Source organism: Labilibaculum sp. (genome assembly GCF_963664555.1).
Taxonomy (GTDB): Bacteria; Bacteroidota; Bacteroidia; order Bacteroidales; family Marinifilaceae; genus Labilibaculum.
In genome coordinates this window covers 2,678,180-2,704,265 of record NZ_OY761461.1, presented here as the reverse complement: position 1 = coordinate 2,704,265, position 26,086 = coordinate 2,678,180, and the positions used below count along the sequence as shown (strand labels likewise).

The 26,086-nt window shown below is 35.0% G+C and carries 19 protein-coding genes; 5 read left to right on the top strand and 14 right to left on the bottom strand.

Annotated features, from left to right (window positions below; translation table 11 throughout):
- The first annotated feature begins 25 nt into the window (after positions 1-25).
- Both tpx and ACKU4N_RS10765 read left to right on the top strand, forming a co-directional pair.
- Complete coding sequence (gene tpx / locus ACKU4N_RS10770; RefSeq protein ID WP_321316316.1) at positions 26-541, top strand: thiol peroxidase; 516 nt, start codon at positions 26-28, stop codon at positions 539-541.
- Positions 542-600: 59 nt separating this feature from the next.
- Positions 601-1,191: a 3'-5' exonuclease gene (locus ACKU4N_RS10765; protein WP_321316315.1), complete on the top strand. Its 591-nt coding sequence runs from the start codon at positions 601-603 to the stop codon at positions 1,189-1,191.
- Positions 1,192-1,222: 31 nt separating this feature from the next.
- Here the strand turns inward: ACKU4N_RS10765 and rimO are convergent, their stop codons facing one another.
- The 7 genes from rimO to ACKU4N_RS10730 form a co-directional block, all read right to left on the bottom strand.
- On the bottom strand, positions 1,223-2,521 hold the full coding sequence (gene rimO / locus ACKU4N_RS10760) for a 30S ribosomal protein S12 methylthiotransferase RimO (RefSeq protein WP_321316314.1): 1,299 nt from the start codon (positions 2,519-2,521) through the stop codon (positions 1,223-1,225).
- A gap of 146 nt (positions 2,522-2,667) precedes the next feature.
- Positions 2,668-3,618: a signal recognition particle-docking protein FtsY gene (gene ftsY / locus ACKU4N_RS10755; RefSeq protein WP_321316311.1), complete on the bottom strand. Its 951-nt coding sequence runs from the start codon at positions 3,616-3,618 to the stop codon at positions 2,668-2,670.
- A gap of 164 nt (positions 3,619-3,782) precedes the next feature.
- Positions 3,783-3,935: a DUF4295 domain-containing protein gene (locus ACKU4N_RS10750; RefSeq protein ID WP_321316310.1), complete on the bottom strand. Its 153-nt coding sequence runs from the start codon at positions 3,933-3,935 to the stop codon at positions 3,783-3,785.
- Between the two features lie 7 nt (positions 3,936-3,942).
- Positions 3,943-4,125: a 50S ribosomal protein L33 gene (gene rpmG / locus ACKU4N_RS10745; RefSeq protein ID WP_101309561.1), complete on the bottom strand. Its 183-nt coding sequence runs from the start codon at positions 4,123-4,125 to the stop codon at positions 3,943-3,945.
- A gap of 13 nt (positions 4,126-4,138) precedes the next feature.
- A complete protein-coding gene (gene rpmB, locus ACKU4N_RS10740) occupies positions 4,139-4,381 on the bottom strand; it encodes a 50S ribosomal protein L28 (RefSeq protein WP_096432400.1) in 243 nt (80 codons plus the stop codon).
- 289 nt (positions 4,382-4,670) lie between these two features.
- On the bottom strand, positions 4,671-5,573 hold the full coding sequence (locus ACKU4N_RS10735; RefSeq protein ID WP_321316306.1) for a YitT family protein: 903 nt from the start codon (positions 5,571-5,573) through the stop codon (positions 4,671-4,673).
- A gap of 343 nt (positions 5,574-5,916) precedes the next feature.
- Positions 5,917-7,953 carry a M3 family metallopeptidase gene (locus ACKU4N_RS10730; RefSeq protein ID WP_321316304.1) on the bottom strand — a complete coding sequence of 679 codons (2,037 nt, stop codon included), beginning with the start codon at positions 7,951-7,953 and terminating at the stop codon, positions 5,917-5,919.
- A 570-nt stretch (positions 7,954-8,523) separates the two neighbouring features.
- Here ACKU4N_RS10730 and proB point away from each other — a divergent pair.
- The 3 genes from proB to ACKU4N_RS10715 all read left to right on the top strand — a co-directional run bounded on the left by proB (position 8,524) and on the right by ACKU4N_RS10715 (position 13,282).
- Positions 8,524-9,594 carry a glutamate 5-kinase gene (proB, locus tag ACKU4N_RS10725; protein WP_321316302.1) on the top strand — a complete coding sequence of 357 codons (1,071 nt, stop codon included), beginning with the start codon at positions 8,524-8,526 and terminating at the stop codon, positions 9,592-9,594.
- 95 nt (positions 9,595-9,689) lie between these two features.
- On the top strand, positions 9,690-10,937 hold the full coding sequence (locus tag ACKU4N_RS10720) for a glutamate-5-semialdehyde dehydrogenase (RefSeq protein ID WP_321316299.1): 1,248 nt from the start codon (positions 9,690-9,692) through the stop codon (positions 10,935-10,937).
- Between the two features lie 536 nt (positions 10,938-11,473).
- On the top strand, positions 11,474-13,282 hold the full coding sequence (locus tag ACKU4N_RS10715; RefSeq protein WP_321316297.1) for a MutS-related protein: 1,809 nt from the start codon (positions 11,474-11,476) through the stop codon (positions 13,280-13,282).
- Positions 13,283-13,708: 426 nt separating this feature from the next.
- Here the strand turns inward: ACKU4N_RS10715 and lgt are convergent, their stop codons facing one another.
- The 7 genes from lgt to ACKU4N_RS10680 form a co-directional block, all read right to left on the bottom strand.
- The gene (gene lgt / locus ACKU4N_RS10710; protein ID WP_321316296.1) at positions 13,709-14,512 is read right to left on the bottom strand and encodes a prolipoprotein diacylglyceryl transferase; all 804 of its coding nucleotides are present in this window, start codon (positions 14,510-14,512) and stop codon (positions 13,709-13,711) included.
- 97 nt (positions 14,513-14,609) lie between these two features.
- Positions 14,610-17,906 carry a preprotein translocase subunit SecA gene (gene secA / locus ACKU4N_RS10705; protein WP_321316294.1) on the bottom strand — a complete coding sequence of 1,099 codons (3,297 nt, stop codon included), beginning with the start codon at positions 17,904-17,906 and terminating at the stop codon, positions 14,610-14,612.
- A gap of 105 nt (positions 17,907-18,011) precedes the next feature.
- Positions 18,012-18,395 carry a hypothetical protein gene (locus ACKU4N_RS10700; protein WP_321316292.1) on the bottom strand — a complete coding sequence of 128 codons (384 nt, stop codon included), beginning with the start codon at positions 18,393-18,395 and terminating at the stop codon, positions 18,012-18,014.
- 101 nt (positions 18,396-18,496) lie between these two features.
- Positions 18,497-19,009, bottom strand: coding sequence for a ferritin (locus ACKU4N_RS10695; RefSeq protein ID WP_321316290.1), 513 nt, complete (start codon positions 19,007-19,009; stop codon positions 18,497-18,499).
- A gap of 189 nt (positions 19,010-19,198) precedes the next feature.
- Entirely contained in the window at positions 19,199-21,424 is a 2,226-nt protein-coding gene (locus ACKU4N_RS10690; RefSeq protein ID WP_321316289.1) for an NADP-dependent isocitrate dehydrogenase, read from the bottom strand.
- 245 nt (positions 21,425-21,669) lie between these two features.
- Positions 21,670-23,448, bottom strand: a complete 1,779-nt coding sequence (locus ACKU4N_RS10685) for a DNA polymerase III subunit gamma/tau (protein WP_321316287.1) — start codon at positions 23,446-23,448, stop codon at positions 21,670-21,672.
- A gap of 224 nt (positions 23,449-23,672) precedes the next feature.
- The gene (locus ACKU4N_RS10680) at positions 23,673-25,868 is read right to left on the bottom strand and encodes a RelA/SpoT family protein (protein WP_321316286.1); all 2,196 of its coding nucleotides are present in this window, start codon (positions 25,866-25,868) and stop codon (positions 23,673-23,675) included.
- Positions 25,869-26,086: the final 218 nt, after the last annotated feature.

The following is a 26,086-nucleotide window of genomic DNA, read 5'->3' as shown; positions in this document are numbered from 1 at the left end:
TTGATTGAAACGATAAAATATTATTATGAATAAAAACGATAAAAAAGTTACATTTGCAGGTAACCCAATGACTCTTCTTGGAAATGAAGTGAAAACTGAAATGACAGCAAGTAATTTCACAGCTCTTAATCAAGGACTTGAGCCAATACAACTATCTGATTTTGATGGAAAAGTAAAGATTCTATCTATTTTCCCCTCGATTGATACGGGTGTTTGTTCTGCTCAAACTCATCGATTCAATAAGGAAGCTGCCTCTCTTGATAAAAATATTCAAATCATTACCCTATCCAATGATTTACCATTTGCATTAGGCCGTTTCTGTGGTGCTGAAGGAATTACAAATTTAGTAACACTTTCCGATCATAAAGAACTTGACTTTGGCTTAAAATATGGTTTTGTTGTAGAAGAATTACGTCTTCTTGCACGTGGCGTTGTTGTTATTGATAAAAACAACAAAGTTAAGTACGTAGAATATGTAACAGAAATGACTGAAGAACCTAATTATGAAGCTGCATTACAAGCTGCTAAAGCATTGGTTTAAAATTTGCAATAAATAATTACAAAAGCTCCTTTTAAGGAGCTTTTTTTTAAAGAAAAAACATGTACCTATTTTTCGATACAGAAACAACCGGTCTTCCAAAACGTTGGAATGCTCCAGTTACAGATTTAGACAACTGGCCCAGACTTGTTCAGCTAGCCTGGCTTCTTTATGACAGTCGCGATAATGAAATTAAAAGAGCAAACAGAATCATCATTCCAGAAGGATTTATTATTCCTCCTGAAGCATCTAAAGTACACGGCATTTCAACACAAAAGGCTATTGATAACGGAATAGACTTATCCGAAGCACTGAATGAATTTTCAAAAGTATTAAATGAAGCTGATTTTTTAATTGCTCACAACATTAGCTTTGATGAAGTAATTATTGGAGCTGAATTTCTGAGGAAAGATATCAAAAGCAGATTGATTAATATCCCTAAAATTTGCACCATGAAAACCACTACCAATGTGTGCAAGATTCCAGGAAGAAGTGGTTACAAATGGCCTAATTTAACTGAACTTCATCAATATTTATTTCAAAAAGGCTTTGATGGTGCTCATGATGCTCTTGCTGATGTAAAAGCATGTGCCGATTGTTTCTTTGAATTAAAGAAAGCTGGGATGTATCAGATACAAGGAAGTTTATTTTAAAAAAGGCAGATCAAATGATCTGCCTTTTCCTTTATATTACTTCTCCAAATAAATCGTAGTCTTCAAAATCGTTGATTTTAACGGTATAAAATTCACCAATTTTAAGATCGACACCATTAATTGGGATTAAAACCTCTGGATCAACCTCATATGAATCAAATTCTGTTCGTCCGTAATAGAAATCAACATCCTTTCTATCAATTACAACTTTTAATTCTTCCCCCACTCTTTTTTCGTTCACGACTCTCGAAACCTCCTGCTGTAAAGCCATGATATCATCCCTCCTGCTTTCCTTTATCTCTAAAGGAATATTATCATCGTAATTGATTGCCGCATAGGTATCATCTTCATTTGAATATGGAAAAACTCCCAAGCGTTCAAATTTCATCTCCGACACAAATGCCATAAGATCCTTCATGTCGGCTTCGGTTTCACCAGGATGACCAACCAACATTGTAGTTCTAAGAGTAATTCCTGGAACCTCCGCTCTAATTTTAGCAATCAACTCAATAGTTTTCTCTCGATTAATACCTCTACGCATCAAGTTTAATACATTATCGCTGGAATGCTGAAGGGCAATATCAAGGTAACGACAAACTTTAGGATTCTCCCGCATCAACTTAAGAATCCCATATGGAAATTGAGTAGGATATGCATAATGTAACTTAATCCACTTTAAACCATCTATTTCAGAAAGCAACTGAACCAATTCAGCAAGTTTCGATTCGTTATATAAATCATATCCATAGTAGGATAAGTCCTGAGCAATCACCAACAACTCCTTTACCCCATCTTTTACCAGTCCCCTTGCCTCTTCCAATATATCTTCCATAGGTCTGGAGACATGCTTCCCTGTAATAATAGGGATGGCGCAATACGAACAGGATCTATTACACCCTTCAGATATTTTTAGATAGGCAAAATGTTTAGGCGTAGTAATCATTCTAAAATTCTTAAAATCAGGCTTGTAATCCTTATTTAATTCTTTTACAATCAATTGCCATTCAAATTTACCAAAGAAATGATCCACCTCAGGAATTTCCTTCACTAAATCATCACGGTAACGCTCCGACAAACAACCCATCACAAATAGCTTATCTATTTTTCCTGATTTTTTGGCTTCTACATATTGCAGAATCATATCTATTGACTCCTCTTTAGCATCTCCAATAAATCCGCAGGTATTAATAATGATAGTTCTTGCATCACTATCCTGTTCATCACAGCCAACCTGGAATTGATTGGCATCCAGCTGCTTCATTAACAATTCAGTATCAACTAAATTCTTTGAACAACCTAAACTAACAATATTTATTTTCGTCTGATTCATATATAGATTTCCTTTTGTCGACTTAATTTTGGGCAAAAATAAGAGAAAAAACTCTTTTTCCCATTTGAATTGGAATTATTAACAAGTTAAGAATAGAAAAGGCTGCCTTTGGGGACAGCCTTTTTAATTATCATTAAAAAATTCGCTTAATTAAATAACGAATCAACAAATTCGTTTCGATTAAATACCTGCAGATCTTCCATACTTTCCCCAATACCTATATATTTTACAGGAACTTTAAATTGATCAGAAATGCCAATGACAACCCCTCCCTTAGCTGTACCATCCAGCTTTGTTATTGCTAAAGCATTCACTTCGGTTGCCAAGGTAAACTGTTTTGCCTGCTCAAAAGCATTCTGTCCGGTTGATCCATCCAACACCAATAAAATTTCTTGCGGAGCTCCCGGAATAACACGATCCATAACACGCTTAATCTTACTTAACTCATTCATTAAGTTGATTTTATTGTGCAAACGCCCCGCTGTATCAATAATTACAACATCAGAGCCATTTGCCTTTGCCTGAGTAAGAGTTTCAAAAGCTACAGAAGCCGGATCCGCTCCCATTCCTTGATTCACGACAGGAACCCCAACTCTCTCAGACCAAATTATTAACTGGTCAACTGCTGCTGCACGAAATGTATCTGCAGCACCAAGTGTTACTTTTTTTCCAGCCTTTTTAAATTGATAAGCCAATTTCCCAATGGTTGTCGTTTTACCTACACCATTAACTCCCACAACCATTATTACATAAGGATGATCTGATTTTGGCAGATCAAATGTTTCGTAATCACCCTTATTATTTTCCTTCAACAAACCCGCAATCTCTTCTTTAAGAATACGGTTCAATTCAGATGCCCCAAGAAATTTATCTTCCGCTACACGTTTTTCAATTCGCTCAATAATTTTCAAGGTTGTGTCAACTCCTACATCTGAAGAAATCAGAACCTCTTCCAGTTCATCAAGAACATCATCATCTACAGTGGCTTTTCCTACAACCACACGAGTTAACTTCTTAAAAACACTATCCTTTGTTTTAGCAAGTCCTTTATTAAGATTTTCTTTTTTCGATTTCGAAAAACTACCAAATAATCCCATTTCTAATTAAATTTTAGCCTGCTAAAGTACAAAAAAAAGAGCTTACAAGCAATTAACAATAAACGCAATAGAGTTAAGGAAGCAAAGTTATATCTTTATATAAAAAAAGGCTTCCTAATCTCATTAGGAAGCCTTTAATATTCAATGCTATATGAAAATCTTTACTATTTAGTAAAGAAATCCTTAACGTTTTCGTTCGGTACGATTTCCTCTTTAAAAGAATATGCACCAGATTTAGGAGATTTCACCATTTTGATTACTTTAGCGAAACCACGGCCTTCACCTTTTTGTAGGGATGCTACTACTTTCTTAGCCATATCTCAATTATTTTATTTCTCTGTGAACAGTTACTTTTTTCAAAATTGCATTATACTTCTTCATCTCCATACGATCAGGAGTGTTTTTCTTATTCTTAGTAGTAATGTATCTTGAAGTTCCAGGTATACCACTGTCTTTATGCTCGGTACACTCAAGAATTACTTGCACTCTATTACCTTTTTTAGCCATTTTCTATGCCTTTTTAGTATTTTTTAATAAATCCTTTTTCTTGAGCTTTAGTAAGTGCACCTTTTACTCCTAATTTATTAATTAGTCGTACTCCTGCAGCAGAAATCCTTAGCTCAATCCAGCGATCCTCTTCAGGAAGATAGAACTTCTTATCGAAAAGATTTGGATAGAATCTTCTCTTAGTTCTTCTTTTTGAGTGAGAAACATTGTTCCCAACCATTACGCTCTTTCCAGTAATTTGACAAACTCTTGACATAGTCCAGATTATTTTTTTCCTTAAACGCTTTTCAAACAGGTCGCAAAATACGTAATAATTTTCTTGAAAATCAAATTATTTCACAACTTTTTACAGATATATTTTAACACAAATGAAATTACTCCGCGCATTACAAACACAATACAAGTCTAAATTGCAACTTGTATCTTTTACAAACAATAAATTCATTTTCTTTATCAAATGAATAAACCTACATTATACACAATTGCAAAAATAAAAAAATCCCTCCATATTCGAGAGGGATTTTAAAAAATATTTTAAAATAATCTTATTCTTCATTTAGTGATTTAAAACCTTCACCCAGAATCTCATTCGCTTCCGTAACATTAACAAAAGCAGAAGGATCCACCTCTCTAATATGCAGTTTAAGAATCTCTAATTCTCTACGGCTCATTACAGAATAAACCATTTTTTTCTCTTCTCCTGAATAAACACCGGTTCCTGTAAAAATAGTTGCACCCCGTTTCAAGTCATCTCTAATTTTTGAAGAAATTGACTCAAATTGATCAGAAACAATCATAACTGTCTTGTGATAATTTGCTCCACTAACAACCATATCAATAATCTTACCTTCAATGTAAATAATAATTAAAGAATAAATTGCAAACTCCCATCCAATTGTACCTGTTTCTGTTGGCTGAACAAGTGTAAACAGAACAATTATACCATCTACAATCATCACCAACTTACCCAGCGAAAGCTTAGTATATTTGGCCAAAATCATTGCAATGATATCAGATCCGCCTGATGTTGCACGTGATTTAAAAATGAATCCAATTGAGATTCCATAAAATACACCTGCGACAATTGTATTCAACATTGGGTCAGCAATTACTTTTGCGTAATCCGGAGAAACAAAGGTTTCCATAACCCAAACAGTAGAGAGAATTGTAAAAATACTTAGAAGTGTTTTGATTCCAAACCGAGGTCCTAAAATAAAGGTACCCAGAATTATCAAAGGAATCTCCATTGCAAAAGTACAATAACTGATTTTCCAGCTAAACATAGTGTTTAAAACTGTTGCAATACCATAAACACCTCCCGGTGCCAGTTTATAGGGTACAACAAATAATATGTCAGAAACAGCAAAAATTATACTTCCCAGTATCAGGTAAGCATAGGCACTAAGCCATTCATTTGACAAAAATTTTTCTTTGGTTACAAAAGCCATTTTTTAATTGTTAGTTAAGTGTTTAAAATTCGCCGACAAAAATAAATGCACCTCCTTTAATAACAAGGAATTTTGTCAAAATTCACAAATACACAACTACCTGTAAAACAGCATTAAATCTCACCTGGTCATGTTTTTTTAAACATATTCATCCAAACTGAAGAAAAAAGACGTCAATTTTCCACTTATGAAAATTTTCATGTTATCATTTCGGCTGATTAATATGATAGTAAATCGTATAATTATCTCGAGCAACACTACGACTTATGTTCATTTATACTTTTTGATCAAAAAAAAAGCTGTCCTAAATAAAGAACAGCTCATACTTTTTTGCAAGATTAATCTATTTCAGACCACTTCTCTTTAAAAGAGGTTCTATTGAAGGTTCTTTACCTCTAAATTTCAGATAAAGATTCATAGGATGATCACTTCCTCCCTTTTCAAGAATATTTTCTCTAAACGACCTTGCAACTTCTTTATTAAATATACCTGCACTTTTAAAAGCATCAAAAGCATCTGCATCTAAAACCTCAGCCCATTTATATCCGTAATAGCCGGCACCATAACCACCTGCGAAAATATGTGAAAACGATGTGCTCATACAGCTCGTTTCAACCCGATCGAACAATTCTGTTGAAGACATTGCTTTGTCCTCAAAAACTGAAACTTCATCGGACACAGGCTCTGTTACACTATGCCAAGCCATATCATTTAAGCCAAAGCTAATTTGACGAACAAAGGAATAACCACTTAGGAAATTTTCGCTATCGATAATCTTTTGCACTATTTCTGCAGGAATCTTTTCTCCTGTTTTATAATGCTCTGCCACATCATCCAACCATTCTTTTTGTGTAGCAAAATTTTCCATAAATTGAGAGGGCAACTCAACAAAATCACGATACACATTTGTACCGGAAAGGCTGCTGTAGGTGCATTTTGACAACATTCCGTGCAAAGCGTGACCAAACTCATGCAAAAAGGTAGTTACCTCATTAAAAGTAAGTAATGATGGTTTTGTTTCACTTGGTTTTGTGAAGTTACAAACAATGGAAATATGCGGACGATGATCCGTACCTTTTTTACGGTATTGATCGACGAAAGACGTCATCCAAGCTCCTCCTTGTTTTGAACTGCGAGGGTGAAAATCAGTATATAATAAGGATAAAAATTCTCCTTTATCATCAGTCACCTCATACACATCAACGTCCTTATGATATTTCGGAAGATTAGGATTAATATTAAATTTTATCCCGTAAAGGCGTGTAGCCAAAGAGAAGATGCCTTTTTTAACCCGTTCCAATTCGAAGTATGGTCGGGTAATTTCATCATTAACATCAAATTTTTCTGTTTTTAATTTTTCAGCGTAATAAGCCCAATCCCACCGTTCTAATTTAAAATCAGCGCCTAAACTTTTTGCATACGCCTGCAATTCCTTAAATTCCTCTTTCGCCTTAGGCATTGAAGCATCCAATAATTCGGTTAGAAAATCTGTAACCTTACTTGATTTCTTTGCCATTCTCTCTTCTAAAACAAAATCGGCATAAGAAGTGTATCCGAACAGCTGAACTTTCTTTAATCGCAGTTCTACGATACGCTTTAATATTTTTTGGTTATCGAATTTATCGTTAAAACAACGTGAAGAATATACCTTAAACATTTTCTCGCGTAATTCGCGAATATCCGAATATTGAATGAAAGGAACATAACTTGGAAATTGCAGGGTAAATACCCATCCTTCTTTATCTTTCTCCTTTGCAACAATGCCTGCAGCCTCAATAATTCCATCAGGAAGACCTGATAAATCTTTTTTATCAGTGATATGAAGTTCAAAATTATTGGTCGCCGCCAATACATTTTCACCAAACTGCAATGTCAATTTGGAAAGTTCTTTAGATATTTCCCGAATCTGATCCTTTTTCTTTTTTTGCAGATTTGCTCCTGATCTAACAAATGATTTGTAACGGTCAGTCAGCAATTTTTCCTGTTCAACAGAAAGCTTTAATTCACTTTTTTGCTCATAAACAACCTTAACACGAGAAAACAGGTTTTCATTCATGATAATGTCATTTGAAAATTCCGTTAGCATTGGCGATACTTCTCTTGCCAATGCCTGCATTTCATCATTTGTATTCGCATGGTTTAAATTGAAGAAAATGGAAGCTACCCGATCCAACTGATGTCCGGAATACTCTAAAGCCTCAATCGTATTCACAAAATTTGGCTCCTCGGTATTGTCAACAATCTGATCTATTTCCTTTCTCGCAATCTTAATGCTTTCAGTAAAAGCAGGGAGAAAGTGATCCAATTCAATTATTTCGAATGGAGCCGACTCATATGGTGTTGAAAATTTGTTGAGTAATGGATTTGTATCTACAGTCATAGTTAATTTTTTATATCAATAGCAAAGATATAAAATTGAGAAAGCAATTAAACCGGAAAAAAATAATTATTTGGAAAATATCTTAATAGCATTATCAATCTCAATTAATACAACACAATTGGCTGATTCACAGCATTTAAATATACATCTGGCGGATTTGTATTCTACTTGAAATTTTTAACACAAACCTTTTCATGTTATACACAACACTCAACATATCGAAATGTAACAGAGTCTTCTCATGAAATAATTCCTATATTTGATTCATAAAAACAAGGGGGATTTGTAATTATCAATCATTACCAAAATGAAAGGTCTGAAATTTCTTATCCATAAAAGATTACAAGTTGAAGCAAAAAGCTCCGCCTTTGCTTCCGAATTACTGTGTCTAAACTTCTATTACCTCTATCCCATCCATCCCTTTGGGTATCTTTTAAATAGCATCCGGAAATAAACATTTCTTTTTGCCTTTCAATCTTCATTGAACAGGCTCTTATCATTTTATTCATTCCAATTTTAAGTACAGAATTCTATTCCTGTGCGTTGAATTGTTATAGCCATATATAAAATATGAAACGAATTTGCATTAAAATCGGCTCCAATGTTCTTACCAAAGAAAACGGAGAATTAAATACAAGCAGAATTAAAAATTTAGTTCATCAAATATCATCCTTAAGAAATAAGGGAATACAATGTATTCTTGTTTCTTCGGGTGCGGTTGCTGCAGGAAGAAGTAAGGTAAAACTGTCTGAGAAGATTGATACTGTTTCAGCAAGACAGATTTGGTCTTCCGTTGGTCAGGTAGAATTGCTTAATGTCTATTCTGCCTTCCTTACGGAGTTTAAAATAGAGTGCGCTCAAGTTCTTGTCACAAAACAAGATTTCAGGACACGGGAACACTACTTAAACATGAAAAACTGTTTAAATTCTCTTTTAAACAATGGTATTCTACCAATTATTAATGAAAATGATGCCGTATCGGTTACTGCTTTAATGTTTACAGATAACGATGAACTATCTGGATTGATTGCCTCTATGATGGATGTTGAAGCACTTTATTTACTAAGCAATATCAATGGAATCTATACTGGAAATCCAAATGATAGCAATTCCACATTGTTGCAAACTGTAAATGGAGACGTTAATCGATTGAAACAATATATCACCACTAAAAAATCCAATTTTGGAAGAGGTGGCATGTTAACCAAATGCAGTATCGCCGGAAGAGTTGCCAAATCAGGTATCCCAGTACATATAGCCAATGGAGGAATTGATGATATTGTACTGGAACTGGTTAAATCACCTGACAAGGTAGATCACACAAGCTTTACAGCGAGTAAAAAAACATCAACGGTAAAACAATGGCTGGCTGGATCAGATGGTTTTGAAAAGGCCAAATTAGTAATTAATAAAGGTGCTGAAGAAGCTCTGTGTTCAAAAAAAGCCACAAGTTTATTGCCAATTGGTGTAATAAATATAAGTGGTGATTTTGAAAAAGGGGATATTATCAAAATTGTTGGTTTATCTGGCAAAGTGATTGGCCTTGGGAAAACACAGTACAATAAGACCAAAGCCGAAAGTTATATTGGAAAAACGGGAACAAAACCTTTGGTTCATTACGATTATCTTTTTCTTTATTAATGATACGTTTTGATATCGGTTAATCATACCAATTTTAAAAATAAAGTATAACTTTTAGATGCGCTTCCCAATTCAAACAAAAAAAACTACAAAATATGATCTGTAAGGAACAATTCCATAAAGTCAAAGAAGCTACCAGAACCATGTGTTTACTGAGCTCTGAAACAATAAACAATCTACTTAAACAACTTGCAAAATCTCTTAGAGAAAGCACAAAACAAATTCTTGAAGCCAATCAGAAAGATCTGGAACATATGTCTGAATACGATCCAAAATACGATCGTTTGCTGTTAAGTCACGAAAGAATTAACGGAATCGCAGATGATATTGAAAATACAATTCTACTTCCTTCTCCTTTAGGAAAAGTGCTCTCTGAAAAAACGCTTGAGAATGGTTTAGCAATTAAAAAAGTTAGTGTTCCATTGGGAACTGTAGGTGTTATTTATGAGGCTCGTCCGAATGTTACACTGGATGTATTTGCTCTCTGTTTTAAATCGGGTAATGCCTGTGTTTTAAAAGGAGGCAGCGACGCTGAAAATTCAAATAAGGCCTTGGTAGCATTAATAAAAAAGACGCTTGCAGATAATCATCTTGATCCTGAAATCATTCAATTGCTTCCCTCAGCCAGAGAAGCTGCTGCAGAATTAATGAACGCAGTAGGTTTTGTTGATGTTTTAATACCAAGAGGCTCTCAAAATCTCATCAACACAGTTCGGCAAAATTCTAAAGTTCCGGTGATTGAAACCGGTGCTGGTATTGTACATACCTATTTTGATAAGGATGGAGATTTAAAAAAAGGAAAACAGATTGTATTTAATGCAAAAACACGTCGCGTAAGCGTTTGCAATGCCTTGGATTGTCTTTTGATTCATAAAAGTCGTCTTGCTGATCTACCAGAATTAGTAAATAAACTACAGGATAAAAATGTTGAAATATTTGCCGACGAAGAAGCTTATCATGCAATTAAAGCTACCTATCCTAAAAACTTACTCAAGAAAGCTGATAAATCATCTTTTGGAACTGAGTTTCTAAGTTACAAAATGTCGATAAAAACAGTAAGTGATTTTCAGGAGGCAACAGATCACATTTACAAGTACAGTTCCAAGCACAGTGAAGCCATAATAAGCGAGAATTCAAAAACCATAAGTAACTTTTACTCAGTTGTTGATGCTGCTGCCATTTATTCCAATACTTCTACTGCATTTACAGATGGTGCACAATTTGGATTAGGAGCTGAAATTGGCATAAGTACACAAAAATTACACGCCCGAGGACCAATGGCTTTAGAAGAATTGTGCTCCTATAAATGGTTAATTACCGGTGATGGGCAGACCAGAGAGTAGATCCGAGATCCAACTCCAAATTTTCAACTAAATTCGGTAAATATTTGTATTGTACCGGATTTTTTTATTGCCGTTTATTGCGGATTAGCAGATTTACGATATCTGAACAGACAGATTTCTAAATTAGATGTTTTAGTTGTAATTAGAATACCTAAAACACAAAAATAACGGTTATGACAAACAAACTATTTACGAAGATTAAATCTTGTTTTTATTCTTTTAAAGAAACGAAAACAATGATATTTTATTTCAATATATTTTTTTATCCTAATAATAATTCCAATAAAACAGGCAAAATACCTGTATTGCGAATACGTATATTTTGATTTAAACTTGCTAAATTCGCACTTGTCGCATGCTGGATTTAAGTACAAAAGAACAATTCCCTCTATTTATATTTCAAACATAGCGATTGGTTATATCCAAACTTAAATTGGATATTAATTTTACGAAAATGAATAAACTGCATAACAGATTCAGAATATAAAACACAATATTTTGTATAATTTTAGAATCCAAATCTCAATATATAAAAAATGAATCAAAAACTATCCTTTTACACCGATCGAATACATACATTTAAAAAGCAAACAGGCGATCTTCAAAAACAGAATCGAAACCTCTCATTTTTACGTCTTTTTTCTGCAATTGGAGCATTCGTATTTTTTTATAGTGTTCTATCCTATTCTGCATTAATTGCAAGTGCTGTGGCTATCACATTAGTATTCTCTCTGATCTATTTTGTGAGAAGGTACAATCGAAACAGTAAAAACATAAAAAGACTGCAAGCTTTAATCCAAATTAATGAGAATGAAATTCGTTGTTTAAAAACAAGACACAGCGATCTTTATTACGATGGTGAAGAATATCTGAAGCAGAATCATTCCTATGCATCAGATCTGGACATATTTGGACAACATTCTCTCTTTCAATTAATCAACCGTAGCGTTACTAAAACAGGTAATAATACTCTTGCCAGCTGGCTCGAAAAGCCATCACCTAATCAAGAGATCATCAAAAGACAGAAAGCGGTTAAGGAATTATCAAAAAAGATTGATTGGAGACAAAATATCATTCAATATGGCTTTGCGAACAAACTAAAAAATGATGATCCCAACTTTGTAATTGAATGGGGTAAAAAGCCCTCACCTTTTCATGGAAAGAAAGTATTACAAATCGCTGTTACAATTATGCCTTTGCTTTCATTAGGAGCCTTGGTATATTCTTTTATCGGCTCACAAGCTCCTATTACCATTATGTTTTTGGCCAGTATTGTTGTTCATTACTGCAATTACAGAAAAGTTAGCCGAGCTCATGAACAAACTGCCAAAAGAGGAAATATGCTCAAAACCTACTCCTACATTATAAGACAGTTTGAAAAAGAGAATTGGAAATCGGATAAATTAAATGATCTTAAAAATACATTGACAAGTGATGACAAACTTACTTCAAAGAAGATAAACCAACTGACCAGCTTAATAGAATTACTTGATCAGCGATTGAATGTAATGGTTCAAATCTTTATTAACCTTCTATTTTTCTATGAATTGCACATTTTATTTCGTATCGACAAGTGGAAACAAAATTATGGTGCTGACACCGAAAAGTGGTTCAATGCAATTAGTGAGATTGAAGCCATTTCCAGCCTATCTAATTTAAATTTTAACCACGAAGAATGGGTTTTCCCAAAAATTTCGGACAAGCACTTTGAGTTGGATTTAAAAGATGCCGGTCATCCGATGATTGATGAGAAAGGAAGAGTAAATAATGACTATCAACTAAACGGGCCGGGAACCGTTCATATTGTTACAGGATCGAATATGGCCGGAAAAAGTACTTTCTTACGAACTGTTGGAGTAAATGTAGTAATGGCATTGGCTGGAGCTCCTGTTTGTGCTCAGGAAATGACGGTTTCAAATGTGGAAATCAATACATCAATGAGAATTAAAGATTCGATAGAAGAAAATGAATCTTCATTTTATGCAGAACTAAAACGAATTCAGCTAGTTCTTGAAAAGGTGAACCGGAAAGAAAATACTTTACTTCTATTGGATGAAATTTTGAGGGGAACCAATTCGAAAGACAAACATACGGGTTCGAGAGCATTGATTAAGCAATTGGTGAAACACGATGCTGTTGCGATGGTTGCTACTCACGATTTGGAGTTATCCATATTGGAAGAAGAATTACCCGGACAGGTTGAGAATAGATTTTTTGACATTAAAATTGATGGCGATCAACTTTATTTCGACTACAAAGTGCAAAAAGGATTTTGCAAAACCTTTAACGCTCCCATTTTAATGAAGAAAATGGGAATTGATTTGGAAATATTGAAGGAAGCATAAAACTAAATACTTTTTTATGACAGGGAATCCTGTTTGGATGGTTTTAAAAGCGTTCCCATATTGGGGAATTTGCCTTGAATACTTCAAAGTACAATCCCGCAATTGGGAATCAAGAATGGATTGGTTTAAAGTGCTTTCCCACAATTGGGAGTAAGCTTTGAATCATTCAAACTACTCTCCTATAATAGGGCAACATGCTTTGGATGCTCCAAACTACTCTCTCGCAATTGGGAAATGGGTTTTAGGTGATTTTAAGTACTTTCCCACATTTGGGAACAGACTTTGGACGGTTTGAAGTACTTTCCCATCATTAGGAAGGCTTTTTTGAATGACATGGATTGGCAAACTTGATTTTAGAAAGAGATTTATGCAACAATAAAAAAGCCGAATCGGAAATGATTCGGCTTCTTGTTATACTATATTTGATTACTTCATCGGTTCTATTCTAAACGATCGAATCAAAAAGAACAACCCGATTAAAACAAACGGAATGCTTAGTAACTGTCCCATATTTAACAACATTCCCTGCTCAAAAGCTTCCTGATTTTCCTTAATAAATTCGATAAAGAAACGAGCTGTAAAAATCATTACAAAAAAAGCGCCGAATAATCTTCCGCTGTATTGTTTTGCATTGGTTTTCCAATACATAAATGATAGAACACCAAAGGAAATCAAATAACAAATTGCTTCGTATAATTGTGCTGGATGTCGTGGTGCTTCCGGCTCATAAATAGAAGCTCTGATGAATTGAAATCCCCAGTCAGAATGAGTTTGAGTTCCAATAATTTCTGAATTCATCAAATTTCCCAAACGAATAAAACATCCTGCCAAAGCAACCGGAATTACCACGTAATCCAATATCCAAAGCATTGATTTTTTGCTCACTTTTTTAGAATAAAACCATAAAGCAACAAGAATTCCAATAGTAGCACCATGCGATGCCAATCCTCCCCGCCAAATTTTAATGATTTCGACTGGGTGTTGTGAATAAAATTCCCATCCGTAAAAAAACACATGTCCTAAACGAGCACCTACAACTGTAGCAATCATGGTATACAGAAACAACTTATCAAGCCATTCCAGTTTAATACCATCTTTTTTAAACATCTTTTCTACAAGATAATATCCTAACAAAAAGCCTAATGCAAAAAGTAATCCGTACCAACGGACAGCGATAGGGCCGATTTTAAATATTTCCGGGTCGATATCCCAAAGAATTGAATGCAACATATGTATTTTTTTAAGTTTGGTAAGTAAAACTAAATGGATTGTTTCGACTTGCGAAACAATCCATGTGAATTTAGTATGATTTTTTTAATTATGGAAATTAAGCCGGAACTCCTTTTCCATGACATTGTTTGAATTTTTTACCGCTACCACAAGGACAAGGTTCATTTCGTCCTACTTTTTGAGCAACACGAACAGGTTCCGGTTTTTTAGGTTCCGGTCTTTCTCTGCCTCCTCCTACTTCTTCTTTTGTAGTTTTCAAATTGCTTAAATCGGTTCTTTTACGTTCTTCTGCCTTACGAACATCTTCAGGATCCGATAATGGAATATGACCTTTCATTAAGCTGCTGACAACACTCTTATTGATAGTTTCAATCATTGTTTTAAACAAATTGAACGATTCAAATTTGTAAATCAACAATGGATCCTTCTGTTCGTAAGAAGCATTCTGAACAGATTGTTTCAAATCATCCATCTCACGCAAGTGCTCTTTCCAAGCATCATCGATAGTTGCAAGAATAGAAACTTTCTCAAAAGAACGAACCAAATCCTCAGCCTTACTGTCGTAAGCTTTCTTCAAATTAGTTACTACCTGAAACATTTTAGAACCATCAGAAAACGGAACAACAATGTTCTCATACATTTCCGCTTTTGATTCGTATACATTTTTAATTACCGGATAGGCTTGCTTACTAATGGCTTCCACTTTTCGTTTGTAATTATCCAAAACTACAGCGTAAATTTTCTCAGTAATTTCTTCAGGCTTTTCCTTCATGAATTCCTCTTCACTTATCGGAGATTCTGTTGAGAAAGTACGGATTAAATCCATTCTAAACTCCTCAAAATCACCACCATGATATTCATTTGCAATCAATTCCGATAAATCATACATCATATTGGCAATATCTACCTGAATACGCTCTCCAAACAATGCATGACGACGACGCTTATAAATAACCTCACGCTGAGAGTTCATTACATCATCGTACTCCAATAATCTTTTACGAATACCGAAGTTATTTTCTTCCACTTTCTTCTGGGCACGCTCTATCGATTTAGTAATCATGCTGTGCTGAATTACTTCACCCTCTTTCAGTCCCATTCTATCCATTAACTTTACAATACGATCTGAGCTAAACAAACGCATCAAATCATCTTCCAAAGACACAAAGAACTGAGAAGATCCAACATCTCCCTGACGACCGGCACGACCACGTAACTGACGGTCAACTCGACGGGAATCATGACGCTCTGTACCAATAATTGCCAAACCACCTACTGCTTTTACTGCATCGGTTAGCTTAATATCTGTACCACGACCAGCCATATTTGTTGCAATGGTTACAGTTCCTGATTGACCCGCTTCCGCAACAATATCTGCTTCGCGCTGATGTAATTTTGCATTCAGTACATTGTGCTTAATCCCTTTAATTTTAAGCATCCGACCCAGTAATTCTGAAATCTCAACAGAAGTTGTACCTACTAAAACCGGACGACCAGCATTTACCAAATCGACAATTTCATCAATTACCGCAGAATATTTTTCACGTTTTGTCTTATAAACTAAATCCTCGCGGTCATCCCGGCAAATTGGACGGTTGGTTGGAATTACAACCACCTCTAATTTATAAATATCCCAAAGCTCACCTGCTTCTGTTTCAGCAGTACCGGTCATACCGGCAAGCTTATTATACATTCTAAAATAATTCTGAAGAGTAATGGTAGCAAATGTTTGAGTTGCTGCCTCTACCTTCACATTTTCTTTGGCTTCAATTGCCTGATGCAATCCATCAGAATAACGACGGCCTTCCATAATACGACCGGTTTGCTCGTCTACAATCTTTACCTTACCATCCATCATTACATATTCTACATCTTTTTCGAAAAGAGTATATGCTTTTAAAAGTTGATTGATCGTATGAACTCTTTCTGATCTTACTGAGTAAGCCTGAATCATTTCATCTTTTCTGGCTAATTTTTCTTCATCCGAAAGATCTGATTTTTCAATTGCTGCTACTTCTGATCCAATATCAGGCAATACAAAGAAACCTGAATCTTCAACATCAGAACTAATCAGGTCAATTCCTTTGTCAGTAAGTTCAATTGAATTGTGTTTTTCATCGATAACAAAATACAACTCATCAGTAATGATGTGCATGTTTTTGTTATTCTCCTGCATATAGAAATTTTCTGTTTTCAAAAGATTGGCCTTATTTCCCTGCTCACTTAAAAATTTAATAAGTGGTTTCATTTTAGGCAAACCTTTATAAGTTCTAAGCAATAATTTTGCGCCTTCCTCCTGATCCTTTTTATCTTCGCTGTTTAGGAATTTTTTAGAATCAGTAAAAATCTTCATTACCAAATCATTTTGGGCTTTTACCAATTTTTGAACTTTTGGTTTTAGGTCATCAAACTGTTGATGTTCTCCCCTTGGAATCGGTCCTGAAATAATTAATGGTGTACGTGCATCATCAACCAAAACCGAGTCAACTTCATCGACAATTGAATAATTGTGGCGACGTTGAACCAAATCTTTTGGATTTGTTGCCATATTATCACGCAGGTAATCAAAACCAAACTCATTATTTGTTCCAAAAGTAATATCACATGCATAGGCTTTTCTACGCGCATCTGAATTGGGAGAGTGTTTATCGATACAGTCAACAGATAACCCGTGAAATTGGTACAATGGTCCCATCCATTCCGAGTCACGTTTTGCCAGGTAATCATTCACAGTAATCACATGAACTCCTCTGCCGGTTAACGCATTAAGAAACACAGGCAATGTAGCTACAAGAGTTTTACCCTCACCGGTTGCCATCTCAGCAATTTTTCCCTGGTGAAGAACAGTACCTCCAATTAGCTGAACATCATAGTGGATCATATTCCATGTAATTTCAGTTCCGCCTGCAACCCATGAATTAAAATATACGGCAGTATCGCCATCTATTTGTATGTTATCGTAATATGGAGCTAAATCGCGATCGAATTTAGATGCAGTCACTTCCAGTTCTGCATTTTCGGTAAATCTGCGGGCAGTGTCTTTCACAACAGCAAAAGCAGTAGGCAAAATTTCCTCTAATACCTCTTCAATTTTGTCATCAATTTTCTTTTCAATTCCGTCAATCTGATCGTAGATTTCCTCTCTTTCGTTGATTGATAATTCACCAACATCAATCTTATCTTTAAGACTCTGTATTTCGTCTTTTTCAGCTTGAATAAAATCCTGAATGCGTTGCTTTAATTTAACTGATTCTCCACGAAGATCATCATTACTTAAAGTTGTGATTCTATCGTATTCTGCTTTAATTCGCCCCAAGTAAGGACTCAATTCTTTAAGGTCTCTATCTGACTTATTTCCAAATAGTTTACCCAATGTACTATCTATAAAACCCATTTTGATTTGTTGATTTCGATGTGTAAAATATTTTCAACCCAAAGGTTGAAAACCATGATATTATATAACAAGTGAAATTTCCTGTTGAAAAACAGGAAAGGAAAGCTAAGCTAATACAGGAGCTCTAATATGAAAATCACCTTCAAGGATTGTATTAATAAGTACATCCCGAAAAACGGAACAGTAATGATAATCAAACCATATTGGAATACTTTCCAATGGAATAACTTGATTATCTACAGGAAATTTGGGCAAATTCTCCAATAAAGAAATATTTTCAACATTTGGAATGTATTTCCCGGCAAATTGATCCTGCTCTACATGTGCAAGTATTGTTGAAGAATAAGATTCATCAAGATTCTGGATATGATCGGCATACCAATCTGCAAACAGCTGATGATCAACAGTTAAATCCTGGCCGTTGGCCATAGGAACTGCTGCTGCACATCCTGTGAGCACACAAAATACTACTATGAGATATCTATTCATGTCCATTGAACCCAAAAGTAAATATTTTTATTGACTTAACAGTTCTACATCATAAAAAAAGCCTCACATATGTGAGGCTTTTGAGTATATTTTGTTTTTAACTAAACTTGAGTAGAATCAACAAAGACTCTCGCTTTAAATTCTTTGTCCATCATATACAAACCATGACCTTTTCCTTCAAACATTTTTAATTGGTCAATAATTTCATTAACAGTAGCTTCTTCTTCCACTTGCTCATCAACAAACCACTGCATAAAATTCACTGAAGCATGATCTTTTTCTTCAATAGCAATGTTTACACAGCCATTAATTAAGCTAGTCACGTGCTCCTCGTGTTTTAAAGTTTCTTCAAAGATATTTAAAACACCTGTCCATTCAGAGGGAACTTCTGCAATTGGCTCCAAAATAACTCTTCCGCTGCGTTCGTTTACGTAATCCAACATTTTCATCGCATGTGAAGTTTCTTCCTGAAATTGTACTTTCATCCAATTTGCAAAACCAGGCATTCCATTCGCATTGAAATAGTTTGACATTGATAAATAGAAATAAGCAGACCAAAATTCAGCATTGATTTGCTTGTTCAAAATTTCTTCTACTTTTTTACTAATAGCCATAACGTATAATATTTTTAAGTAAGTTCAAATTCCACATCAAATGTAAGAGAAATATGTCAATCTCGGCGATGCAAACCGTAGCTTTAAACCTAATTTAAAATCAAACTAAATACCATATTTTATTGAACAAAAAAAGGCCTCCCAAACTGGAAGACCTTAAAATTATCCGTTTAGGATATAAATTATTTATTAAATAGCGTCGATTATCGCATTTAAAGTTGCACTCGGACGCATAGCCTTGGTTACCAATTCCTCGTTTGGCATAAAATAGCCGCCAATATTCATTGGTGCACCTTGGGCATCATTCAATTCAGCAACGATTTTTTCTTCATTAGCTTCCATATCCTGAGCTACTTTAGAAAAAATTGCTTTCAATTCAGCATTTTTATCTTGTGCCGCAAGTGCTTGCGCCCAATACATTGCCAAATAGAAGTTAGAACCACGGTTATCCAACTCATTCACCTTACGTGATGGTGATTTTCCTTCTTCCAAAAACTTACTTACACCTAAATCAAGGGTTTCTGCAAATAAAGCAGCCTTCTCATTATTAAAAGTATTAGCCAAGTGCTCTAAAGAAACACCTAATGCTAAATATTCCCCAAGAGAATCCCAACGCAAGTGACCTTCAGACATGAATTGCTGAACGTGCTTTGGGGCAGATCCTCCAGCGCCTGTTTCGAACAATCCTCCCCCATTCATCAAAGGAACGATGGAAAGCATTTTAGAAGAAGATCCCAATTCCAAAATTGGGAAAAGATCTGTTAAATAATCACGCAATACGTTACCAGTTACCGAAATTGTATCTTCCCCTTTACGGATTCTTTCCAGTGAGAATGCAATTGCATCATCCGGAGTCAAAATGCGGATATCCAAACCTGTAGTATCATGATCAGCTAAGTAAGTATTTACTTTTTTGATTAACTGAGCATCATGAGCACGATTTTTATCTAACCAGAAAATAGCCGGCGTATTAGTTGCTTTAGCTCTTTTTACAGCTAATTTAACCCAATCCTGAATAGGAGCATCTTTAACCTGACACATTCTGAAGATATCACCTTTTTCAACTTTCTGCTCCATCACAATAGCTCCTTCGAATTCTACAACGCGAATAACACCATCGCCTTGAGCAATGAAAGTTTTATCATGTGATCCATACTCTTCTGCTTTTTGAGCCATTAAACCGACATTCGATACAGATCCCATGGTTGCTGGATCATAAGCACCATTTTTTCTACAGTCGTCAAAACAAACCTGATAAATAGTAGCATAACATCTATCTGGAATCAATGCTTTGGTATCCTGAAGTTCCCCTGCAGAATTCCACATTTTACCGCCATCGCGAACAACAACAGGCATCGATGCATCAATAATCACATTATTTGGAACATGCAGGTTAGTAATTCCGTTATCAGAATCAACCATTGCTATATCAGGACGGAATTTATACACTTCCATGATATCAGCTTCAATTTCGGCTCTTTTGGCTTCTGGAAGATTTTGAATTTTATTATAAAGATCGCCTAATCCATTGTTAAAGTTTATTCCTAATTCTTTAATGGTATCAGCGTGCTTAGTGATAGCTTCTTCATAGAAAACCTCAACAGCATGCTTAAACATTACAGGATCCGAAATCTTCATCATGGTTGCCTTAAGGTGCAACGACCATAGTAAACCTTCTTCTTTCGCAGCCGCAATTTCTTTCGCATAGAAAGCACGTAATGCTTTCACATTCATTACTGATGAATCAATAATTTCATTAGCCAATAGCTCTTGCTTCTCCTTTAATACTGTAACATTGCCCGAATTGTCAACATACTCTATTCGAACCTTAGTTGCTTTAGGCATGGTCACCGATTTCTCTGAACCGTAAAAATCACCCCCGGTCATGTGAGCAACATGAGATTTTGAATCAGCAGACCACTTGCCCATTCTGTGTGGGTTATTCTTAGCATACTGCTTAACAGAACCTGCTGCACGACGGTCAGAATTACCTTCACGAAGCACAGGATTTACAGCACTACCCAAAACCTTTGCAAATCTTACTTGAAGTGCCTTATCCTCTTCTGTTTTGGCTTCTTCCGGGTAAGTTGGGATATTATATCCTTTTTCCTGTAACTCAGCAATCGCGCTCTGCAATTGAGGAATTGAAGCACTAATGTTTGGCAATTTAATAATGTTTGCTTCCGGTGTTAATGAAAGCGCACCTAATTCAGCCAAATAATCAGGGATTCTTTGCTCTTCAGTTAAATTCTCAGGGAAGTTGGCAATAATTCTTCCTGTAAGAGAAATATCCTTGGTTTCGATCTCAATGCCTGAAGTTTTAGTAAAGGCTTTGATAATTGGCAATAACGAATAGGTCGCCAAGGCTGGAGCTTCATCAATTTTAGTGTAAATGATTTTTGACTTCTGTGCCATGTTGGTTGTTGTTTTGAGTGATTTAATAATTAATAAAAAGTCTGTATTTACTTAATTAAATTCGAAATAATCACATCTCAAATTCAGAGTAAACATATGTATTTTTTTTATTTTCCGATTTAAAAGAATCTATTTTTTAAGGATTTTTTTCTTTAATTACAACTGTCTAAAAATTAGGCTTCTGTACAAAAACAGAAGCCTAATTTAAACCATTATATATATGCTGTAAATCATATCTTCAATTTTCATTCAAAATCCAGGGAGAATTTTTGCTTAAGAAACCCTAATGCAGGATTTTTCTCACACAAATAATTAAATCGATCCGAATCAGTATACATTCTTTTTGCTGTTTTTAATTGAATGATTTCTGTCTCAATTTGAATTTCTGAATTGTTTAATTCTTTTCTCAAATAGTTTCTCACCTCATTTTTTACTGAGATAATGTCATCTTCCTGTAAAGGATTACTAACCATCAGAACAACACGATCGTCCCCAACTATTTTCGGCTTATTAACCGTAATAGCTAATCGAATACGATCACTTTTTCCTTTGGCTGTAATATATTCTTTTAGCTTTGCCTCCAGCTTTTCCTGGGTGAATGGTTCACTACCAACAACGACAGAATCGATAATACTAACAGCCTCTTTATCTTTGGGTTTGCTTGCAGCATTTGAACGTGGAATACCACTATTTAAAGCTTGTTTGATAGATACCGAACTTGCAAAGTTAGATTTTGAAACAACACCTAAACCATTATTTTTTTCCTTGTTTTTATTGTAAACGCTCCCCTTATCGCTTACTGTTTGTGTTGATTGAACATTTGAATTATGACTAACTGCCGGTTTAACCTCGGTGCTTAAGGTTTCTCCGTCAACAATTATTTTCTGAAGTTTTTTTGAGTTCAGATTTGATTCAAGTCCTTTTTTTTTTAATTCAATTATCTGCGACAATTGAATTAGGCTTAATTCGATAAGAAGTCTTTGATTTTGACTTACTTTAAATCCAATATCACATTGATTTAAAATTTTGAGTGCTTCATATAAAAAATCAAGCGGGCATTTTTTTGACTGCTCTATATATTTTTGTTTTACCGAATCGCTAACCTCGAGCAATTGAACTGTTGCAGGATCTTTTCCTACCAATACATCCCGAATATGAGCACTCAAGCCAGCAACAAAATGATGTCCGTCAAATCCTTTCTCAAGAATTTCATTAAGCATTAGAAGCACATCACTTACTTTTCCTTCCAAAAAAGCATCTACCATTTTAAAATAGTAGTCATAGTCCAGAACATTTAAATTCTGAATTACACTTTCGAAAGAGATTTCTTTACCAGAAAAACTTACAATCTGATCGAAAATAGAAAGAGCATCACGCATAGCCCCATCCGCCTTTTGAGCGATAACATTTAAACCTTCCTCTTCGATTGCAACTGATTCCTTTTCTGCAATTTCTTTAAGATGCTTAACTGCATCTTCAACTTTGATCCGATTAAAATCAAAAATCTGACAACGCGACAGAATTGTAGGAAGTATTTTGTGTTTTTCGGTTGTTGCGAGCACTAAAATGGCGTGAGCCGGAGGTTCTTCAAGAGTTTTCAGAAAAGCATTAAATGCCGAAGCCGAAAGCATGTGAACCTCGTCAATAATATAAATACTATAGCTGCCAATTTGTGGCGGAATTCGAACCTGATCAATCAAAGAACGAATATCTTCAACGGAATTATTCGAAGCAGCATCTAATTCGTGAATATTGTAAGAGCGGCTCTCATTAAAAGCAACACATGATTCACATTCATTACATGCTTCAAAATCGGGACTAATATTTGAACAATTAATTGTTTTTGCAAAAATTCTTGCACAAGAAGTTTTTCCAACACCACGAGGCCCGCAAAACAAATAGGCATGAGCCAAATGATTGTTTTTAATGGCATTTTTAAGGGTGACTGTAATGGACTGCTGACCTACAACCGATGAAAAAAGCGAAGGGCGGTATTTACGTGCTGAAACAATATAATTCTCCATAAACTCTGACAAAAAAACCAAATTGGTTTCATTTTTTTTGAAATTCAAATATACTGAATCAATATAAATAAAACACCAAAGGAGTTACAGGATTTTCAATAAAAACACCTAAGCTTCTTATTGCAAGCCTGTTAATCAGGATAACATATTGAAGATATTTATCGACATAAAAAAGGGATGGAACTTTAAAGCTCCATCCCTTTCTGTAAATTATTACTACACCACTAGCTTACAGGATCGTATCTTGTTACACGATGCACACCTTTTACTCGTTTTAATTTAACAATTAAGGTATCAAGATGCTCGGTACTTGCAATTATAACGGTAACATTACCTACAAATGAGCCTGCGTTTGTATCTACAGAGATGGATCTCATCTGAACCCTCAAATCTTTGGAAATAACATCGGATATATTACTAACAATACCCAACTCATCATCTCCTGTAATGTGAAGTACGGCTTGATAAGATGCAGAACCTTTATCAGTCCAATTTGCTTTTACAACCCGATACGGGTAACGGGTTTGCATTTCACTTGCATTCGGACAGCCTAATCTGTGAATTCGAATCCCCTTTCCTATTGATATAAAGCCAAAAATTTCATCTCCGAAAATCGGGTTACAGCAATTTGCCAATGAATAATCGACATTCGAAATGTTCTCATCTACAATTAATACATCCTCACCTTCCTTAGTAATTTTCTTAGCTGAATAATCTGGACGTTCTTCAGGAACTGTCTTTTCTATTTCTTTTTTATCAGTAAGAATATCTTTTATTTCCGATAATTCATGCTGTTCCAAGGCAATTCCCTGATACAAATCGGCAGCAATTTTGTACTTGTAGAAAGTCATTAACTTCCTAATGTTTTCATCACAGAACTCAATTTTCCAATTCTTCATTCTGCGCTTCAGAGTTTCTTTTCCAAGGTCAGCCTCCTTAAGCATTTCCTCCTTTATCGACTGACGAATTTTATTTTTCGCTTTTGTAGAAACTACAAAATTCAACCAATCTAATTTTGGCTTTTGAGAATTAGAGGTCGTTACAGAAACCTGGTCTCCATTATTTAAAACCTGCTTAATGGAAACATTTTTCTGATTGACTGTGCCACCTATGCATTTATCACCAACATCAGAGTGAATTGAATACGCAAAATCGAGTAAAGTTGCCCCTGCTGATAATTGTTTTAAATCACCTTTAGGGGTAAATACATATATTTCTTTGTGGTATAAATCGGCTTTAAAACTATCAATTAAATCAATTGAATCGCTTCCGTGGCTTTCAATAACTTCCCGAATATCCTGCAGCCATGCATCCAATCCTCCTCCTTCGCTTTTTCCACCTTTATATTTCCAGTGAGCAGCAAACCCCTGCTCAGCAATCCGATTCATCCGTTTGCTTCGAATCTGAACCTCTACCCAACGATTATCAGGTCCCATAACTGTAGTATGAAGAGATTCATACCCATTTGATTTTGGAATGGTGATCCAATCCCTTAATCTGTTCGGATTTGGCCGGTACAGATCACTAACCGCAGAATAAACTTTCCAACATTCCGATTTTTCCTTTTTGGGAGTTGCTTTTAATATGATTCTAATGGCAAAAATATCATAAACCTCTTCAAACTCAACTTGCTTTTTCTTCATTTTGTGAAGAATGGACGCAATTGACTTTGTACGTGCTTTTATTTTATAATTTAAACCCAACTGATCCAATTCAGATTTAATTGGGGCAACAAAATCTTTAATATACTTTTCGCGTTCCTCCTCACTATCCTTCAGTTTCTTTTGAATCTCAAAGTAAACATCAGGAAGTAAATAGCGCAATGCCAAATCTTCCATATCTGACTTTACATTGTACATTCCCAAACGATGTGCAAACGGAATGTAGAGAAACTCTATTTCTCTCGCTAAGGCTTGCTGAAATTTGACCGGTTTGTTCTCTAAATTTCTTAGATTAAACAAGCGATCTGCCATAATAATAAGAACCACGCGAACATCATCGGCAAAGCTTAACAAAAGCTTCCTGAAATTCTCTGATTGAAGGGTTGGGTTTTGATTGTAAATATCAGTTACTTTAACCAAACCCTGAATTATCTGAGTAACTTTTGGACCAAATAGATTAGAAACTTCTTCTAACGAAATTCGTTTTTTCTGAACAATATCATATAGCAGAGAGCAAATTACAGAAGTCCTTCCAAGTCCGAGTTCTTCTACAACAATCTGAGCTATTGAAATGCTTTTATAAATAGCCGGTTCCCCGTTAGTCCTTCTTTCCCCTTCGTGATCTTTTAAGCTTAATTCAAATGCTTTTCGAACTAATTTTATATCTGCCCGGGTAACAATATTTTTACACGTAACAAGCAAATGCTTGTATCGATACAAAATCTGTCTTCTCTCTTCTTCCCTGTTGAATTCAGTCATAAATATCTTCCTGATTTTAAGTCTTTGCTTTGTTTGAATTTTGATTGAAACTGATTCTTCATGATCTTTCGACATTCGAAACAATGGTCTCCTCCCATTTTTAAGCACACTAAAAGTATAAAAGCTATTACTGAATGGCAAGCAGGTTAATACTTTTTAACGATTAGAAGTTTTAATAATTTAAAGATACTCTTCTGAATATCTAATATCCAATCAAT

Bases quoted from the DNA above. Each gene is read 5' to 3' on its own strand.
- tpx (WP_321316316.1), top strand. From the start codon at position 26: ATGAATAAAAACGATAAAAAAGTTACATTTGCAGGTAACCCAATGACT.
- ACKU4N_RS10765 (WP_321316315.1), top strand. From the start codon at position 601: ATGTACCTATTTTTCGATACAGAAACAACCGGTCTTCCAAAACGTTGG.
- rimO (WP_321316314.1), bottom strand. From the start codon at position 2,521: ATGAATCAGACGAAAATAAATATTGTTAGTTTAGGTTGTTCAAAGAAT.
- ftsY (WP_321316311.1), bottom strand. From the start codon at position 3,618: ATGGGATTATTTGGTAGTTTTTCGAAATCGAAAAAAGAAAATCTTAAT.
- ACKU4N_RS10750 (WP_321316310.1), bottom strand. From the start codon at position 3,935: ATGGCTAAGAAAGTAGTAGCATCCCTACAAAAAGGTGAAGGCCGTGGT.
- rpmG (WP_101309561.1), bottom strand. From the start codon at position 4,125: ATGGCTAAAAAAGGTAATAGAGTGCAAGTAATTCTTGAGTGTACCGAG.
- rpmB (WP_096432400.1), bottom strand. From the start codon at position 4,381: ATGTCAAGAGTTTGTCAAATTACTGGAAAGAGCGTAATGGTTGGGAAC.
- ACKU4N_RS10735 (WP_321316306.1), bottom strand. From the start codon at position 5,573: ATGGCTTTTGTAACCAAAGAAAAATTTTTGTCAAATGAATGGCTTAGT.
- ACKU4N_RS10730 (WP_321316304.1), bottom strand. From the start codon at position 7,953: ATGACTGTAGATACAAATCCATTACTCAACAAATTTTCAACACCATAT.
- proB (WP_321316302.1), top strand. From the start codon at position 8,524: ATGAAACGAATTTGCATTAAAATCGGCTCCAATGTTCTTACCAAAGAA.
- ACKU4N_RS10720 (WP_321316299.1), top strand. From the start codon at position 9,690: ATGATCTGTAAGGAACAATTCCATAAAGTCAAAGAAGCTACCAGAACC.
- ACKU4N_RS10715 (WP_321316297.1), top strand. From the start codon at position 11,474: ATGAATCAAAAACTATCCTTTTACACCGATCGAATACATACATTTAAA.
- lgt (WP_321316296.1), bottom strand. From the start codon at position 14,512: ATGTTGCATTCAATTCTTTGGGATATCGACCCGGAAATATTTAAAATC.
- secA (WP_321316294.1), bottom strand. From the start codon at position 17,906: ATGGGTTTTATAGATAGTACATTGGGTAAACTATTTGGAAATAAGTCA.
- ACKU4N_RS10700 (WP_321316292.1), bottom strand. From the start codon at position 18,395: ATGAATAGATATCTCATAGTAGTATTTTGTGTGCTCACAGGATGTGCA.
- ACKU4N_RS10695 (WP_321316290.1), bottom strand. From the start codon at position 19,009: ATGGCTATTAGTAAAAAAGTAGAAGAAATTTTGAACAAGCAAATCAAT.
- ACKU4N_RS10690 (WP_321316289.1), bottom strand. From the start codon at position 21,424: ATGGCACAGAAGTCAAAAATCATTTACACTAAAATTGATGAAGCTCCA.
- ACKU4N_RS10685 (WP_321316287.1), bottom strand. From the start codon at position 23,448: ATGGAGAATTATATTGTTTCAGCACGTAAATACCGCCCTTCGCTTTTT.
- ACKU4N_RS10680 (WP_321316286.1), bottom strand. From the start codon at position 25,868: ATGACTGAATTCAACAGGGAAGAAGAGAGAAGACAGATTTTGTATCGA.